Genomic DNA, 15300 nt, shown 5'->3' on the forward strand with positions numbered 1-15300 from the left:
CCTTCGGCGACCCTCATCTATCTAAATTACTTGAAGCTTCAATTTATTCCTAACGCGCGGAAGGTTCCGGCCGGATCGGTTCGCCGCGGAGCACCACGTGGCTGAGCTTGTGCAAGGTACCGAGGTTTCCGCGCGGGTCTTCGGTGCAGACCAGCACGTCGGCGCTGGCACCCTCGGTGATCGCGTCCGCGCCCAGCCAGTTACGGGCAGACCAGGCCGCGGCGTCGAGGGCGGCCCGGGCGGGGAGCCCGGCGGCATGCAGCGCCTCGACTTCGTCAACGATGCGCCCGTGCCGGATGACGCTGCCGGCGTCCGTTCCCGCATAGATTGCCACGCCGGCCTCGTAGGCGGCGAGGATGCGTTCGGCGCGGCCTTCCCAGAGCGAGCGCATGTGGGCCGCGTAACGCGGGAACTTGGCCTCGGCCTGTTCCGCGATGTCCGGGAAATTGGCGATGTTGATCAGGGTCGGGACGATCGGCACCCCCTGTTCCACGAAGCGGGGCAGGTGCCGGGGAAGCAGGCCGGTCCCGTGCTCGATGCAGTCGATACCCGCGTCCAGCATGTCGTCAAGGGTCTCCTCCGCGAAGCAGTGGGCGGTGACCCGGGCCCCCTCGTCGTGGGCGGCGGCGACGGCGCCCCGCACGCTGGCGGCCGGGAAACTGGCGGCGAGGTCGCCGGCGTCGCGGTCGATCCAGTCCCCCACCAGCTTGACCCAGCCGTCACCGGCGCGCGCCTGTTTACGGACGGCCTCCACCAGCTCGGCGGGTTCAACCTCGACGGCGAAGCCGCGGAGGTACCGCCGCGTCCGGGCGACGTGGCGGCCGGCGCGGATGATGCGGGGCAGCTCGCTTCGCTGCTGGAGCCAGCGCGTGTCGTGCACGGCGCCGGCGTCGCGGACCAGCAGGGTGCCGGCGTCGCGGTCGGTCTGCGCCTGGGCTTCGGCCACGTCCTCCGGAACGTCCCCGCCGGGCCCGAGGCCGATGTGGCAGTGCGCGTCGACCAGCCCGGGAATGACCCACCCGTCCAGGACCAGGTCCGGGACGGACTGCGGACGGTGGAAGGTCAGTGTGCCGTTGACGGACCACAAGCCGCGCCGTTCCTGGTCCGCCGCAGTGAGGATGGGGCCGCTGAACTCGATGATGCCGGTCATGGCTTAAAGCCTAGTCCTCACCCCCGCCGCCGCGCCGCGGTGTCAGGAAGCCCGGGCGTGCCCGCTCCGGTTCATCTCGGCAAGGAAGGTGCGGATGGCGCGGTCCCCTTCCCGGGAGTCCTGGGGCCGGTGTCCGCCGGGCGCGGTGACGTGGAGCGCGCCGGTCTCGCGCAGGTAGCCGGCTATTTCCTCATAGAGCGGCTCCCAGCCGCCGGTGAGGACCAGGGTGGGTACGCCCGGAACGATCTGCAGCGGCGCTTCCCACGCCGGTGCCTGGAGGCGCAGCCGGTGGGCCTCCCGCGCGTCGTCCGCCACCGGCGCGCTGCCCACGGTGCCGCGGACGGGGGCGTGCGCTGCGAAGACGCGGCGGACGAACTCGCGGTGGTAGTCGTCGTCGCTGAGGCTGTGCCGGACGTCGAAAAGGGGCTGCATGAGTTCCCGGTGCGCCGCCGAGGCCGGAAGTTCGGCCGTCAGCGAGAGGCAGGCGGGCTCCACCAGGGTGAGGGAGAGCACCAGGTCAGGCCGTTCCACGGCCGCCATCATCGCCGCGATGGCCCCCTGGGCGTGGGCCACGACGTGACCGCCGGCGGCGCCGCGGCCGTCGTCGGCCAGGGCCCGCAAAACGATGCCGGCGTCCGCCGCGAAGTCCGTTTCCGCAGGTTCGGCAACGGGGTCGTAGCCGTGCCGCCGCAGGAACAGCGCGTCGTAGCTCAGTGCCATGCCGTGCTGTTTCGGCCACGCCGCAGCACCAAAGCTGCCGGCGCCGTGGACGAAGACTACGCGCTCCTTGAACATGACCTAAGCCTATGGCACCGGTTTGTCAGGAAAGCGGACGACATACTGGCCGGAGGCACGCGGCTTTGTCCTTACTTGCTGCCGCCGAGGAACTTGTCGAAGCCCTTGGGCAGGTTCAGCTGGGACGGGTCAAAGTCGCCGCCCTGCTGGCCGAAGGCCGCGCCCGTGGGGAGCGCCTTGGCGCCGGCGGCGCGCCGCGCCTCGGCGTCCTTGAGCTCCTGCGCGGCCTTGGCCGGGTTGCCGGACCGGGCCTTCTTCTTGGGAGCCGGCTTGGCGCCCTTGCGGCCTCCGCCGCCGCCCATCCCGGGCATTCCCGGCATCCCGGGGATGCCGCCGCCGGCTGCCATCTTCTTCATCATCTTCTGGGCCTGGGCGAACCGCTCCAGCAGGCCGTTGACCTCGGAGACGTGCACGCCGGAGCCGCGGGCGATGCGGGCTCGGCGGGAGCCGTTGATGATCTTGGGAGCCAGCCGCTCGTGCGGGGTCATCGACCGGACGATCGCTTCGACCCGGTCGATCTCGCGCTCGTCGAACTGCTCCAGCTGCTGCCGGATGTTCTGCGCCCCCGGCATCATCATGAGCATCTTCTTCATGGAGCCCATGTTGCGGATCTGCTGCATCTGGGCGAGGAAGTCCTCGAGGGTGAAGTCTTCCTGGTCGGCGAACTTCTTCGCCATCCGGGCCGCTTCGTCCTTGTCCCAGTTCTTTTCGGCCTGCTCGATCAGGGTGAGCACGTCACCCATGTCAAGGATGCGCGAGGCCATCCGGTCCGGGTGGAACAGCTCGAAGTCGTCCAGGCCTTCGCCGGTGGACGCGAACATGACGGGCTTTCCGGTGACCGACGCGACCGACAGCGCGGCACCGCCGCGGGCGTCGCCGTCGAGCTTGGAGAGCACGATGCCGGTGAAGTTGACGCCTTCATCGAAGGCCATCGCCGTGTTGACGGCGTCCTGGCCGATCATCGAATCGATCACGAAGAGGACTTCGTTGGGCACGATGGCCCGGCGGATCTGGCGGGCCTGTTCCATCATCTCGGCGTCGACGCCGAGCCGGCCGGCGGTGTCCACGATCACCACGTCGTGCAGGGTGCGCTTGGCTTCTTCGACGCCGGCGCGGGCGACGGCGACCGGGTCACCGGCGGGGTGGTCCAGTTCGGTGGAGGTGGCGCCGGGGTGCGGGGCGAAAACGGGTACACCGGCGCGCTGGCCGACGACCTGAAGCTGGGTGACAGCGTTGGGGCGCTGCAGGTCACAGGCGACGAGCATGGGGCTGTGGCCCTGCGCCTTGAGGAACTTGGAGAGCTTGCCGGCGAGGGTGGTCTTACCGGCACCCTGCAGGCCGGCGAGCATGATAATGGTGGGTCCGGTCTTGGCCAGCCGGATCCGGCGGGTCTCGCCGCCGAGGATTTCAACGAGCTCCTCGTTGACAATCTTGACGATCTGCTGGCTGGGGTTCAGGGCGCCGGACACCTCAACGCCGAGCGCACGCTCCCGGACGCGGGCGGTGAACTCCCGGACCACGGGGACGGCAACGTCGGCGTCCAGCAGGGCACGCCGGATCTCCCGGACGGTGGCGTCAACGTCCGCCTCCGTGAGGCGGCCCTTGCCGCGGAGATTCTTGAAGGTTGCTGTCAACCGGTCAGAGAGTGAATTGAACACGCGCCGTGAACTTCTTTCAGTGGATCTACAGCTGACGGCCGGTGCGGCACGCCAGAGTCGGAACGGTTTCGCCGGAACGAACTGCCCAGACTACGGGACTCGACTATCTAGGGTACCAAGCCACGCCTCGTAGATGGCATGCTGGGCTAGATGAGCAGCCAAACAACCGTAAAGACCCTGCTGATCCTCGGCGCCTCCGGCGATTTGACGGGCCGGCTGCTGCTGCCGGGCCTGGCCCGCCTCGTGGCAAGGGGCCACGCGCCGGAGCTCACGCTGGTTGGCGCGGGCTCGGACGACTGGACCGAGGAGCAGTGGCTGGAGCGGCTGGACACGGCGTTCGCGGACGCCAATTCCCAGGCCGGCGCTGCCGGCAAACGGGAGCTGAAACGGATCCGGAAAGACACCCGCTACCACCGGCTCGACGTCACCGACGCCGGGCAGCTGTCCGGCCTGCTCAAGACGCTGCAGGGACCGGTGGCGGTCTACTTCGCGCTCCCGCCGAAGGTCAGCCAGTTGGCCTGTGAGGCCCTGGCCCCGGAGGAAGTGCCCGCCGGGACGCGGCTGGTGCTGGAAAAGCCGTTCGGCTCGAGCGAAGATTCAGCGCGGCAGCTCAATAAGACGCTTGCCGCGCTGGTGCCCGAGGACCACATTCACCGGGTGGACCACTTCCTGGGCAAGGCCACGGTCCTGAATATCCTGGGCCTGCGTTTCGCCAACGCCCTGCTGGAACCGGTGTGGAACCGGGACTACGTCGCGAAGGTCGAGATCATCTTCGACGAGGACCTGGCCCTCGAAGGCCGGGCCCGCTACTACGACGGCGCCGGCGCCCTGCGGGACATGATCCAGAGCCACCTGCTGCAGGTAATGGCCCTGATGGCCCTCGAACCCCCTGCCTCGGTCCATGAACGGGACCTCCGGGACGCCGTGGCCACGGTCCTGCGCGCCAGCAGCATCAAGGCCCCGTACGCCAAGAACACCCGCAGGGCGCGGTACACCGCGGGCACCATCGAGGACCGGAAGGTTCCGGATTACGCCAAGGAGGCGGGTGTCGATCCGTCCCGGAACACCGAGACCCTCGCCGAGGTCCAGGTCAGCATAGACAACTGGCGCTGGCAGGGCGTCCCCTTCATCCTCCGCTCCGGCAAGGCACTGGGCGCCACCCGCAAGGAAGCCGTGGTCACGTTCCGGCCGGCACCGCATCTGCCCCGGGGATTCACCGGCGTGGACGAGCCAAACCAGCTGCGGATCGGCTTCGGGCCGGACACCCTGCAGTTCGACCTCGACGTCAACGGCCCGGGCGACGTGCTGAGCCTGGACCGGGCCACCCTGCACGCCGAGCTCAGCGCCTCCGAGCTGCTCCCCTACGGCGAAGTCCTCGAAGGGGTCCTCAACGGCGACCCGCTGCTCTCCGTCCGGGCCGACGTCGCGGAGGACTGCTGGCGCATCGTGGACCCCGTCCTCCAGGCCTGGACGCGGGACAGTGTGCCGCTGGAGGAATACGCCGCCGGCTCCCCGGGTCCCCAGGGCTGGCTGGATTAGGCCGCGGCGCGCCGCACCGGGCGCCGCGGCAGCCCCGCCGCACCGAGCCGCCGCAGCCCCGCGCGCAAAAACGGGCCGGACACCTTGGCAGGTGTCCGGCCCGCTGTCGCAGCCCTCATTCGCGATCCGCGGATGCGGTGCGGCTGGAGGGCCGCAGCTTAGACGGCCGCGGCGCCACGCTCACCGGTGCGGACCCGCACTGCCTCATAGACATCGACAATCCAGGCCTTTCCGTCGCCGGCCCGGCCGGTGTTCGAACTGGCGATGATCACGTCCAGAATGTCGTCCGCCTGCTCGTCGGTGGCGAGCACCTCAACCCGGATCTTGGGCAACAGGTCCACGTTGTATTCGGCGCCGCGGTAGACCTCGGTGTATCCGCGCTGCCGGCCGTAGCCATTGGCGGCACTGACGGTCAGGCCCTGCACCCCGTAGGCTTCCAGCCCTTCCCGAATCACGTCGAGCTTTTCCGGCCGGACGATGGCTGTGATGAGTTTCATGCGCCCACGCTCTCTTTGCCGGCTGCCGCCGCCTTCTTGCCGTTGGACGCGGCCCCCATGGCCGGAACCTCAGCGGCGGGAAGCTCAGCGGGTTCGCCCTGGGCTTTGCCGGTGATGAGCTCATGCAGGGGCTGGAAGCTCCCGCCGTTGCCGCCGACGCCGAACTCGTAGGCGGTCTCGGCGTGCAGGCTCAGGTCCACGCCCACGGCTTCCTGTTCCTGGGAGACCCGGAAGCCCATGGTCTTGTGGATCGGGAAGGCGATGAGGAAGGTCATGACCGCGGTAAAGACGATGGAACACAGGGCCGCGAGCGCCTGGGCGACGAGCTGGGTGCTGCCGCCGCCGTAGAACAGCCCTGCCGGGCCCTGCGACGGGGTGGCCAGGAAACCGATGGCAACGGTGCCGACGACACCGGACACCAGGTGCACCCCGACGACGTCGAGCGAGTCATCGTAGCCAAACTTGAACTTCAGGCCGACGGCGAGCGCGGAGGCGGTGCCGGCGGCGACACCAAGGGCGATCGCACCGAGCGGAGAGACGTTGGCGCAGGCGGGGGTGATCGCCACCAGCCCGGCCACCACACCGGAAGCAGCGCCCAGGGACGTGGGGTGGCCGTCGCGGAAGCGTTCGACCGCGAGCCAGCCCAGCATCGCGGCGGCCGGTGCGGCCAGCGTGTTGACCCAGATCAGGCCTGCCTGCTCCACCGTGGCGGCGGCGCCGGCGTTGAAGCCGAACCAGCCGAACCACAGGATGGCGGCTCCCAGCATGACGAACGGGACGTTGTGCGGGCGGTGGTTCGGGTCCTTGCCGAAGCCCTTGCGGTTGCCGATGACCAGGACCAAGATGAGGCCGGCCACGCCGGCGTTGATGTGGACCACGGTGCCGCCGGCGAAGTCGATCACCGGCGCGAAGGTCTGGCCGAACCAGCCATCCTTGGAAAACAGGCCGCCGCCCCAGACCATGAACGCGAGCGGTGCGTAGACCAGGGTGGCCCAGATGGGGGTGAAGATGACCCACGCGGAGAACTTGGCCCGGTCCGCGACCGCGCCGGAGATCAGCGCCACCGTGATGATGGCGAAGGTCGCGGCGTAGCCGACTTTCAGCAGGTCAGCCGGGTCGGTGAAGTTGTGCAGCCCGAAGTGGCTGAAGGGATTGGCGAAGATCTGGAAGAAGTTGTCCTGGTTGCTGGTCGCCATCGAAGCGCCCCACAGGACCCAGGTGATACCGACGGTGCCGATGGCGACGAAGCTCATCATCATCATGTTCAGCGCCGACTTGGCGCGCGTCATGCCGCCGTAGAAGAATGCCAGGCCCGGGGTCATGAACAGCACGAAGGCTGATGCGACCAGGAGCCAAACGAGACCTGCGGTGAGTTCCATGGTCTACGTCCTCTCTTGCTTATGGTGCGGACTGGTCCGCCGGTCCAACGCCTTTTTGCGTTCTACGAAAAGTTTGCCGGGGCCGTGTTTCACCGGTCGCAGAATTGCGTTGCCGGCTTGTTACGGGAGCCGTGGGGAAGTAAATGGTGCGTCTCGCGCTTGTTACGGTTATGTTTCCAGGGTCTATCCCCGCCCCGGGCTTCCCACAGGCACCGAAAGCAGCACCATGAGCAAAGCAACCCGTTCCGCCGACGGCGCCCGGCTGCCCTGGGGACTCCGCCGTCCCGGCGGCCCCCGGCTGCCACGGGACATCAAGGTGATGCTGGCCGCAGCGTTCCTGATCGCGCTGGGCTTCGGCCTCGTGGCGCCGGTCCTTCCCCAGTTCGCGACCACGTTCGACGTCGGGGCGACCGCTGCAGCGGTTATTGTCAGCATCTTCGCGTTCATGCGGCTCGTGTTCGCCCCGGCGGGCGGGGCGCTGATCGTCCGGCTGGGCGAACGTCCGGTGTACGTGGCGGGGCTGCTGATCGTGGCGGCCTCGACGGCGGCGTGCGCCTTCGCCCAGGACTACTGGCAGCTGCTGATTTTCCGGGGCCTGGGCGGGGCCGGGTCGGTGATGTTCACGGTGGCGTCGATGACCCTCGTGGTGCGGCTGGCGCCCCCGGAGAGCCGCGGCCGGGTGTCCGGTGCCTACGCCTCGGCTTTCCTGATCGGCAATGTCTGCGGCCCGATCGTGGGCGGCCTGCTGGCCGGTTTCGGTTTGCGGGTCCCGTTCCTCGCCTACGCGGCGGCGCTGGTGCTGGCAGCCGCCGTCGTGCAGACCCAGCTCAGCCACGTCCCGGCAGGTTCCCGGGCCGCCGGCGGCGCGGCTCCGGCGCTGCGGCTGCGGGAGGCGCTGCGGGACAGCGCATACCGCGCGGGGCTGGGTTCCAGCTTCGCTAACGGGTGGGCGACCTTCGGGGTGCGGATGGCGACCGTCCCGCTGTTCGCCGTCGTGGCGCTCGACGGCGGCCCGGGGTCTGCGGGCTGGGCGCTGGCCGTGTTCGCGGCTGGCAACGCGGCGGCGCTGACGTTTTCGGGGCGGCTGACGGACAGGCTGGGTCGCCGGCCGATGGTGCTCTCCGGACTGCTGGTCACCGGCCTTGCCACCGGCGGCATCGGCCTGACCCAGCAGCTGCCCTGGTTCCTGCTGGCCTCCACCGTGGCGGGCATCGGGGCGGGGATGCTGGGGCCGGCCCAGCAGGCGGCGATCGCCGACGTCGTGGGCAACGAACGTTCCGGCGGCCGGGTGCTGGCGGTGTTCCAGATGACCGCGGACAGCGGCGCCATCCTGGGGCCGGTCATCGCCGGCCTGCTCGCGGACCGCCTGGGCTACGGCTGGGCGTTCGGCGTGACCGGCGGGGTCCTGCTCGCGGCCGCTGTGGGCTGGCTGCTCGCCCGGGAAACCTACCGGCCGAAACCCACCTAACTCGCAGCCGGTGTCATTTTGGGCGCTGACATCGACACCTGCTGCACGCTGGTTCGGCATGGTCCGCCGCGGCTGCATCCATTGGCTAAGCTGGGGTCAATTCCCACGATCTCCCGGAGGCAATACCCCCATGGCCAGAATCGACCCTTCCCCCGGGCCCGCCGACGCCGGTGACCGCGCCAAGGCGAACACCACGAGACGGAAGCGGGCGGGAATTATCGCCGGCGCAAGTCTCGCCGCCGTCGTCGCGGCCGCAGCGGTCCTGGTGCCGCTGGCCGCTGGGAACCCGGCACCGGCGCCGGCACCAGTAGCCTCCGCCACGGAGGAACCCGCAGCAACGACGGCGGCCGCGACGCCTGAAGCGGGGCCGCCTGAGGTGGGCCCGCCGGTAACCTACTACGAGCAGCCTGGGCCGCCGGCCGGGTCTCCGCTGGAAAACGTCGAACCCCTAAAGGTCAGCGTCTCAGCGGACGCTGTTGGAGCAACGCTGAACAAGAGCACCGCAGGGATGTCCTTCGAGGCTACAGACTTGGCCGATCCGGCTCTTGCCGCGGACAACCCCTCAGCGGTCGCCCTTCTGAAGCAAATGGATCAACCGTTCCTCAGGTTTGGCGGCCGGGCCGTCGATCGTCGCTTTTTCTGGACCTCCTCCGGCGAACCCCTACCCTCGAATTACCGAGGAGACAAGGCTCACGTACCGCGGGTCGTCGGCCCGGCGGATCTGACCCGGGTGGAGGCGCTGCTGGAGGCAACCGACGCCAAGCTGACCATCACGGTCGATCTCGGCCACTACGACCCTGCGCGGGCCGCTGACTTCGTCAAACACGCCGCCAAGATTTTCGGCAAGCGGCTCCTCAGCGTCACCGTCGGAAACGAACCCAATGGCTACGCTGCCGACGGCGTCCGGCCGCAGAGCTACAAGGTCGGCGACTACCTCAAGGAACTTCAGGCCTACGCCGCTGCCATCTACCAGGTCGCACCCGACCTGCCGATTTCGGGCCCCGGAACCTATGAGGAAAGCTGGTGGCAGCCCTTCGTTGACCTTAAGCTGCCGCAACGAAAGATCCTGACCTTCCACTACTACGGACTCTTCAGCTGCGATGGCAGGAACGCTGACAGTTCTCCGGTGATGTCGAACTTGATGAGTTCCCGAATGCACGAACGCGCCGTGCAGTACGTCGGCGAAGCACTCAAAATCGGCCGGGCGGCAGGGATTGAAACGTGGCTGCCGGAGACCGGCGCTTCAACCTGCCCCGGTTCCAACGACATTACGAAAACACATGCTTCCGCGCTGTGGGCGGCCGACTACATCCTGAACACAACGCAGCTCGGCCTATCCAGGCTCGCCTTCCACAGCTCCCTGCTGACCTGCGTTGGGGGGCCGCCGATGTCGGCCGTCTGCAGCGGCGGCCCGTACCTGCAGTCCAACGGGGTGCTATCGCCCCGGGCCAACTACTTCGGCATCGCCATGGTCAGTGCGCTGGAGGGCGGGAAGTTTCTGAAGACCTCCAGCGACGGCGGCGGTCTGACGACCGCCTACGGACTGCAGAACGCGGACGGCAGCACCTCGGTTGTCCTGGTCAACGAAAACAACCCCGAGAAAGCCGCCCAGCTGGACGTCACCCTTACCTTGCCGGGCAAGGCTGTCACCGGAACCATGACCCAGCTCACCGGCCCCAGCTACAAGGCCGAGGACCAGACGGTCATTGACGGCGCCAAGTCCGGACCGGTTCCGCTGGCTAAGCGTGCCACGGTCCCCGGCTTCGCCTACAAGTCGGCCACGCAGAAGTTCAAGCTGACCGCCGGGACCGTGACGGTGCTGAACTTCAAGTACTAGCCGTCCCCCGTACCCCGTCCCCGTACCCCGACGGAACGCAGAAGCTCCCCGACCTGGGCCAGGTCGGGGAGCTTTTGGGTTCGGCCGCTGGTTGGGGGGGCGGCCCTAGTTCAGCAGCGCGTCCACAAAGCTTTCGGCGTCGAAGGGCGCCAGGTCGTCGGCACCCTCACCCAGGCCGACCAGCTTGACCGGCACGCCGAGGGACTTCTGGATTGCGACGACAATGCCGCCCTTGGCGGTGCCGTCCAGCTTGGTCAGCACGATGCCGGTGATGTTGACGACCTCGGCGAACACCCGGGCCTGGTTCAGGCCGTTCTGCCCGGTGGTGGCGTCCAGGACCAACAGGACCTCGTCCACCTCGGCCAGCTTTTCGATCACGCGCTTGACCTTGCCGAGCTCATCCATCAGCCCGACCTTGTTCTGCAGCCGGCCGGCGGTGTCGATCATCACGACGTCGACCTCGCCGTCGATTCCTGCCTTGACGGCTTCGTAGGCGACGGAGGCCGGGTCCGCGCCGTCGATGTCGGACTTGACCGTCGGTACGCCGACGCGCTGGCCCCAGGTGGCGAGCTGCTCGGCCGCGGCGGCCCGGAACGTGTCGGCGGCGCCGAGCAGGACATCCTTGTCCTCGGCAACGAGCACGCGGGCCAGCTTGCCCACCGTGGTGGTCTTGCCAACGCCGTTGACGCCGACCACCATCATCACCGCCGGCTTGTCCGCGTGCCGTTCCACGTTCAGGCTGCGGTCCATGCCGGGGTCCACGAGCTTGATCAGCTCTTCGCGGAGCATGGCCTTGACGTGCTCGGGCGAGCGGGTGCCCAGGACCTTGACGCGCTCCCGCAGGGCGTCCACCAATTGCATGGTCGGTTCGGTGCCGAGGTCCGCCAGCAGCAGGGTCTCCTCGACTTCGTCCCAGACGTTTTCGTCGATTTTGTCTGCCGAGAGCAGGGCGAGCAGGCCTTTGCCCAGGATGTTGTTGGATTTGACCAGGCGCTCGCGCAGCCGGGTCAGGCGGCCGGCGACGGGCAGCGGCGTCTCGACCGGGACGGTCTCGAGGCCGGCAACGTTGTCCGGCACCTCGACGGTCTCAAGTCCCTCGAGGTCGGCGGTGTCCGTGGCGGCCGGGCCGGCGGGCGGCGCCGGCCGGTCCTCCAGCAACGTGCTGCCGCCGGAACCCTGCACAGGGTCGTTCGCGTCGCGCGTTCCCGGGTAGTTCGTGATGTTTTTCCGGGTCTTCATGAGCACCGGGATGAGCGCTCCGAGGACCACCAGGACTACGAGGATGGGCAGGAGGATGGGAAGGATGTCGTTCACTCCCCTAGCTTCTCACAGGCACCTCAGACCTCCGCGCCCAGCCGCTGGCTGATCACGGTCGAGACGCCGTCGCCGCGCATGGTGACCCCGTACAGCGCGTCCGCGACCTCCATGGTGCGTTTCTGGTGGGTGATGACGATCAGCTGGCTGGACTCGCGCAGCTCCTCGAAAATGGTGATCAGCCGGCCCAGGTTGGTGTCGTCCAGGGCCGCCTCCACCTCGTCCATGACATAGAAGGGCGAGGGCCGGGCCTTGAAGATGGCCACCAGCAGGGCCACTGCTGTGAGGGACCGCTCGCCGCCGGAGAGCAGCGAGAGCCGCTTGATCTTCTTCCCCGCGGGCCGGGCCTCCACCTCGATGCCGGTGTTCAGCATGTCCGAGGGGTCGGTCAGGACCAGCCTGCCTTCGCCGCCGGGGAACAGCCGGGCAAAGACCCGGACGAACTGGGCGGCGGTGTCCTCGAAGGCCTCGGCGAAGACCTTCTGGACCCGTGCGTCGACTTCCTTGATGATGTCCAGCAGGTCCCTCCGGCTGGCTTTAAGGTCTTCGAGCTGGCTGCTGAGGAACTGGTGGCGCTCTTCCAGGGCCGCGAATTCCTCCAGCGCCAGCGGATTGACGCGGCCCAGGGCGGACAGGTCACGCTCGGCTTTGCGGAGCCGCTTCTCCTGCTCGGCACGGACGAACGGCTTTCCCTCGACGATCTCCCGGCCCTCCTCGTCCACCGGGGCGCGGAGGGCGGCCCACTTGTCCGCCGTTTCGGATGCGGCCACGGGGACCGGACGGTCCGGGCCGAAATCGGCGACGAGCTGGTCCGGGGTCAGGCCCAGTTCTTCGATGCTTCGCAGTTCGAGGGCCTCGATCCGGAGCCGCTGCTGCGCCCGGGCCAGTTCGTCCCGGTGCACGGAGTCGGTCAGGTCGGCCAGCTCGCGGGCCAGGGCGTCGTTGCCGCTGCGCACGTCGGCGAGTTCCCGTTCCATCTGCTCCCGCCGTTCCTCGGCCTCGTCGCGTTCCCGGCGGGCCAGGTCCACGGACACGTCAAGGTAGCCGATGACGTGTTCGACGGCGGCGGACACGGCGGCGGCGCGGCCTGCCTGGAGCCGGCGCCGGCGGGCCCGTTCGGCGGCTTCCTCGCGGGCCCGGCGTTCGGTGGCGGCGGCCCGTTCCAACGACGTCGCCCGGTTGCGGATCGCGGTCAGCTGTTCCTCCGCGCTGCGCAGTGAGAGCCGCGCCTCCATCTCCGCGGCCCGGGCCGCCGTTGCGGCGGCCGCGAGCGCGTCGCGGTGTTCCGGCGAGGGTTCCTCCTCCGTGGGGGCTTCCTGCGCGGCGGCCAGCCGGGCGGCGACGGCCTCCAGCGCCTCCTGCTCCGCAGCGATGTTGGCTTCGGCGCGGGCCAGCGACGCGGCCAGCCGGTCGCTTTCCCCGACGGCGCTGCGCAGCACCGAATTCAGGTGGCCGAGCCGTTCGGCGACGGCGGCGAGCCGCGCGTCGGAGTCGTGCAGCTTCTCCAAGGCGGCGTCGGCCCGGTCCTGCGCGGCGGCCCGCTGCGCCTGCGCGGCGGAGACGGCGAAGCGGTTGCGTTCCAGGTCCGCGGCGAGGCTCTCGAGCCGGGCGGCGGCGTCATCCACGGCGGCCTGGACTTCCAGCAGCGAGGGCGCCGTGGCGGACCCGCCGCTGACCGTAACCGCGGTGAACACATCACCGGCCCGGGTCACAGCCGTCAGTTCGGGCCGGGCGGCCACCAGCCGCGCGGCGCCCTCGAGGTCCTCGACGACGGCGGTGCCAGCCAGCAACTGCCCCAGCGGGGCCGCGGCGCCGGCGCGCTTCCGCCCGTCCCCGGCGTACCGGACCAGGGTTGCGGCCCACCGGGCGCCGTCCGGGAGTGCCGCCGGTTCCGCCTGGGGTTCCCCGGCGGCGTCCGCCAGCAGCAACGCGGCCCGGCCGGCGTCGTCGGCCTTCAGCAGGGCGACGGCGGCGGCGGCGGCGGCAGCGTCGCGGACCACCACGGCATCGGAGCAACTGCCCAGCGCCGCGGCGACGGCCGCCTCATAACCGGGTTCAATGGTCAGCATGGCCGCCAGGGCGCCGACCACGCCGGGCAGCTCCGCGGCCAGCAGGTGCCCGGAACCGTCCTTGCGGTTCAGGCCCAGCTGCAGGGCATCCCGGCGCGCGACCAGGGCGTCGCGTTCGCGCTCGGCATCCCGTCCAGCTGCCGTCAGGGCGTCGATTTCGGCGGTCGAAGCGTCCAGGGCTTCGCTGGCAGCCTCGTATTCGGCGTCGAGGGTTTCCTCGCCGTCCTCCACGCCGGCAACCTGGGATTCGAGGGCGGTGAATTCGCTCTGGGCGAGGCGGCGGCGTTCCTCGCCGGCCTTTTGGGACTCCCGCAACCGGCCCAGCTCGGCCTGCGCGGATTCGACCCGCGACCTGGCGGCGCCGACCTGGCCGGCCAGCCGGGCCAGGCCCTCGCGGCGGTCCGCGGCGGCGCGGAGCAGCGTGGCCAGGCGTTGGTCTTCGGCGGCTGCGGCGCTTTCGGCCTGCTGTTTGGCGGCGGTGGCCGCGTCTAGGCTTGTGCTCCGCTCGGCGATCTGCGCTTCGAGTCCGGCCTGTTCGGCGCGGACCCGGGCTGCCTGCCGGTCCAGCTGCTCAGGGTCCCGGCCGGCGTCCGGGGCCGGGTCCGCTGCCCCCAGCAGCCGGCGGCGTTCCTCGGCGAGGGACCCGAGCGACCGCAACCGTTCCCGGGCGGCGGAGAGCTGGTACCAGTTGTCCCGGGCGGCGTTGAGCGTTGGGGTTGCCTCCGCGGCGAGCTGCTCCAGCGTGGCCTGCCGACGGCGGCCGCCGTCGAGGTCCCGCTCGACGACGGCGCGGCGGGCCTTGAGGGCGGTCTCGTCCGCGACGTCCTGGTCCAGCACGGTCTGTAGTTGGACCAGATCGTCCGCGAGCAGCCGGGAGCGGGCATCACGGACCTCGAACTGCACGGTCTGGGCGCGGCGGGCCACTTCGGCCTGCTTTCCAAGCGGGGTGAGCTGGCGGCGGATCTCCCCGGTCAGGTCGCTAAGCCGGGCCAGGTTGGCCTGCATGGCTTCGAGCTTGCGGACTGTTTTTTCCTTGCGGCGGCGGTGCTTGAGGATGCCGGCGGCTTCCTCAATGAAGCCGCGGCGGTCCTCCGGGGTGGCATGCAGGACCTTGTCCAGCTGTCCCTGCCCGACGATGACGTGCATCTCCCGGCCCAGGCCGGAGTCGGAGAGCAGTTCCTGGATGTCCAGCAGCCGGCAGCTTGCCCCGTTGATGGCGTATTCGGAGCCGCCGGCGCGGAACAGAGTGCGGGAGATGGTCACTTCGCTGTAGTCGATGGGCAGCGCGCCGTCGCTGTTGTCGATGGTGAGGGAGACGCGTGCGCGTCCCAGCGGTGGCCGCCCGGACGTACCGGCGAAGATGACGTCCTCCATCTTGCCGCCGCGCAGGGTCTTGGCACCCTGTTCGCCCATGACCCAGGACAGTGCGTCCACCACATTGGACTTGCCCGAACCGTTGGGTCCCACCACAGCGGTGACGCCGGGTTCGAATTCGAAGGTCGTCGCCGAAGCGAACGACTTGAATCCCCGGACGGTCAGGCTCTTGAGATGCAAGGCGGTTCTGGTCTCCTGCTCGGCGGGGCGTGGTTGCGGA

General features: G+C 69.5%; 10 protein-coding genes. 3 read left to right on the forward strand and 7 right to left on the reverse strand.

From position 1 onward, the window contains the following. Positions 1–49 precede the first annotated feature (49 nt). The 3 genes from AC3ANP_RS15935 to ffh form a co-directional block, all read right to left on the reverse strand. Positions 50–1150: an amidohydrolase family protein gene (locus AC3ANP_RS15935; RefSeq protein ID WP_488331097.1), complete on the reverse strand. Its 1101-nt coding sequence runs from the start codon at positions 1148–1150 to the stop codon at positions 50–52. Positions 1151–1192: 42 nt separating this feature from the next. Further along, the gene (locus tag AC3ANP_RS15940) at positions 1193–1945 is read right to left on the reverse strand and encodes an alpha/beta hydrolase family protein (protein WP_488331098.1); all 753 of its coding nucleotides are present in this window, start codon (positions 1943–1945) and stop codon (positions 1193–1195) included. Between the two features lie 71 nt (positions 1946–2016). Beyond that, the gene (gene ffh, locus AC3ANP_RS15945; protein ID WP_488331099.1) at positions 2017–3603 is read right to left on the reverse strand and encodes a signal recognition particle protein; all 1587 of its coding nucleotides are present in this window, start codon (positions 3601–3603) and stop codon (positions 2017–2019) included. Between the two features lie 150 nt (positions 3604–3753). Here ffh and AC3ANP_RS15950 point away from each other — a divergent pair, with 150 nt between their 5' ends. Beyond that, positions 3754–5142, forward strand: coding sequence for a glucose-6-phosphate dehydrogenase (locus tag AC3ANP_RS15950; protein ID WP_488331100.1), 1389 nt, complete (start codon positions 3754–3756; stop codon positions 5140–5142). 158 nt (positions 5143–5300) lie between these two features. Here the strand turns inward: AC3ANP_RS15950 and AC3ANP_RS15955 are convergent, their stop codons facing one another. After that, on the reverse strand, positions 5301–5639 hold the full coding sequence (locus AC3ANP_RS15955; RefSeq protein ID WP_488331101.1) for a P-II family nitrogen regulator: 339 nt from the start codon (positions 5637–5639) through the stop codon (positions 5301–5303). After that, positions 5636–7018, reverse strand: a complete 1383-nt coding sequence (locus AC3ANP_RS15960) for an ammonium transporter (protein ID WP_488331102.1) — start codon at positions 7016–7018, stop codon at positions 5636–5638. Before AC3ANP_RS15960 ends, AC3ANP_RS15955 begins: the two co-directional genes overlap by 4 nt. A 319-nt stretch (positions 7019–7337) precedes the next feature. Here AC3ANP_RS15960 and AC3ANP_RS15965 point away from each other — a divergent pair, with 319 nt between their 5' ends. Next, the gene (locus AC3ANP_RS15965; protein WP_488333089.1) at positions 7338–8486 is read left to right on the forward strand and encodes an MFS transporter; all 1149 of its coding nucleotides are present in this window, start codon (positions 7338–7340) and stop codon (positions 8484–8486) included. A gap of 130 nt (positions 8487–8616) precedes the next feature. Continuing rightward, entirely contained in the window at positions 8617–10323 is a 1707-nt protein-coding gene (locus AC3ANP_RS15970) for a glycoside hydrolase family 5 protein (protein ID WP_488331103.1), read from the forward strand. A gap of 105 nt (positions 10324–10428) precedes the next feature. Here the strand turns inward: AC3ANP_RS15970 and ftsY are convergent, their stop codons facing one another. Then, positions 10429–11637, reverse strand: a complete 1209-nt coding sequence (gene ftsY, locus AC3ANP_RS15975) for a signal recognition particle-docking protein FtsY (protein ID WP_488331104.1) — start codon at positions 11635–11637, stop codon at positions 10429–10431. Between the two features lie 23 nt (positions 11638–11660). Continuing rightward, positions 11661–15260 carry a chromosome segregation protein SMC gene (gene smc / locus AC3ANP_RS15980; RefSeq protein WP_488331105.1) on the reverse strand — a complete coding sequence of 1200 codons (3600 nt, stop codon included), beginning with the start codon at positions 15258–15260 and terminating at the stop codon, positions 11661–11663. Between the last annotated feature and the right edge of the window lie 40 nt (positions 15261–15300).

Source organism: Arthrobacter sp. JB02-1C (genome assembly GCF_057748045.1).

What these genes read in the sequence shown, in the direction of transcription:
- AC3ANP_RS15955 (WP_488331101.1), bottom strand. Translation starts at nt 5,639, where the DNA reads ATGAAACTCATCACAGCCATCGTCCGGCCGGAAAAGCTCGACGTGATT.
- AC3ANP_RS15950 (WP_488331100.1), top strand. Translation starts at nt 3,754, where the DNA reads ATGAGCAGCCAAACAACCGTAAAGACCCTGCTGATCCTCGGCGCCTCC.
- AC3ANP_RS15940 (WP_488331098.1), bottom strand. Translation starts at nt 1,945, where the DNA reads ATGTTCAAGGAGCGCGTAGTCTTCGTCCACGGCGCCGGCAGCTTTGGT.
- AC3ANP_RS15960 (WP_488331102.1), bottom strand. Translation starts at nt 7,018, where the DNA reads ATGGAACTCACCGCAGGTCTCGTTTGGCTCCTGGTCGCATCAGCCTTC.
- AC3ANP_RS15965 (WP_488333089.1), top strand. Translation starts at nt 7,338, where the DNA reads ATGCTGGCCGCAGCGTTCCTGATCGCGCTGGGCTTCGGCCTCGTGGCG.
- AC3ANP_RS15970 (WP_488331103.1), top strand. Translation starts at nt 8,617, where the DNA reads ATGGCCAGAATCGACCCTTCCCCCGGGCCCGCCGACGCCGGTGACCGC.
- AC3ANP_RS15935 (WP_488331097.1), bottom strand. Translation starts at nt 1,150, where the DNA reads ATGACCGGCATCATCGAGTTCAGCGGCCCCATCCTCACTGCGGCGGAC.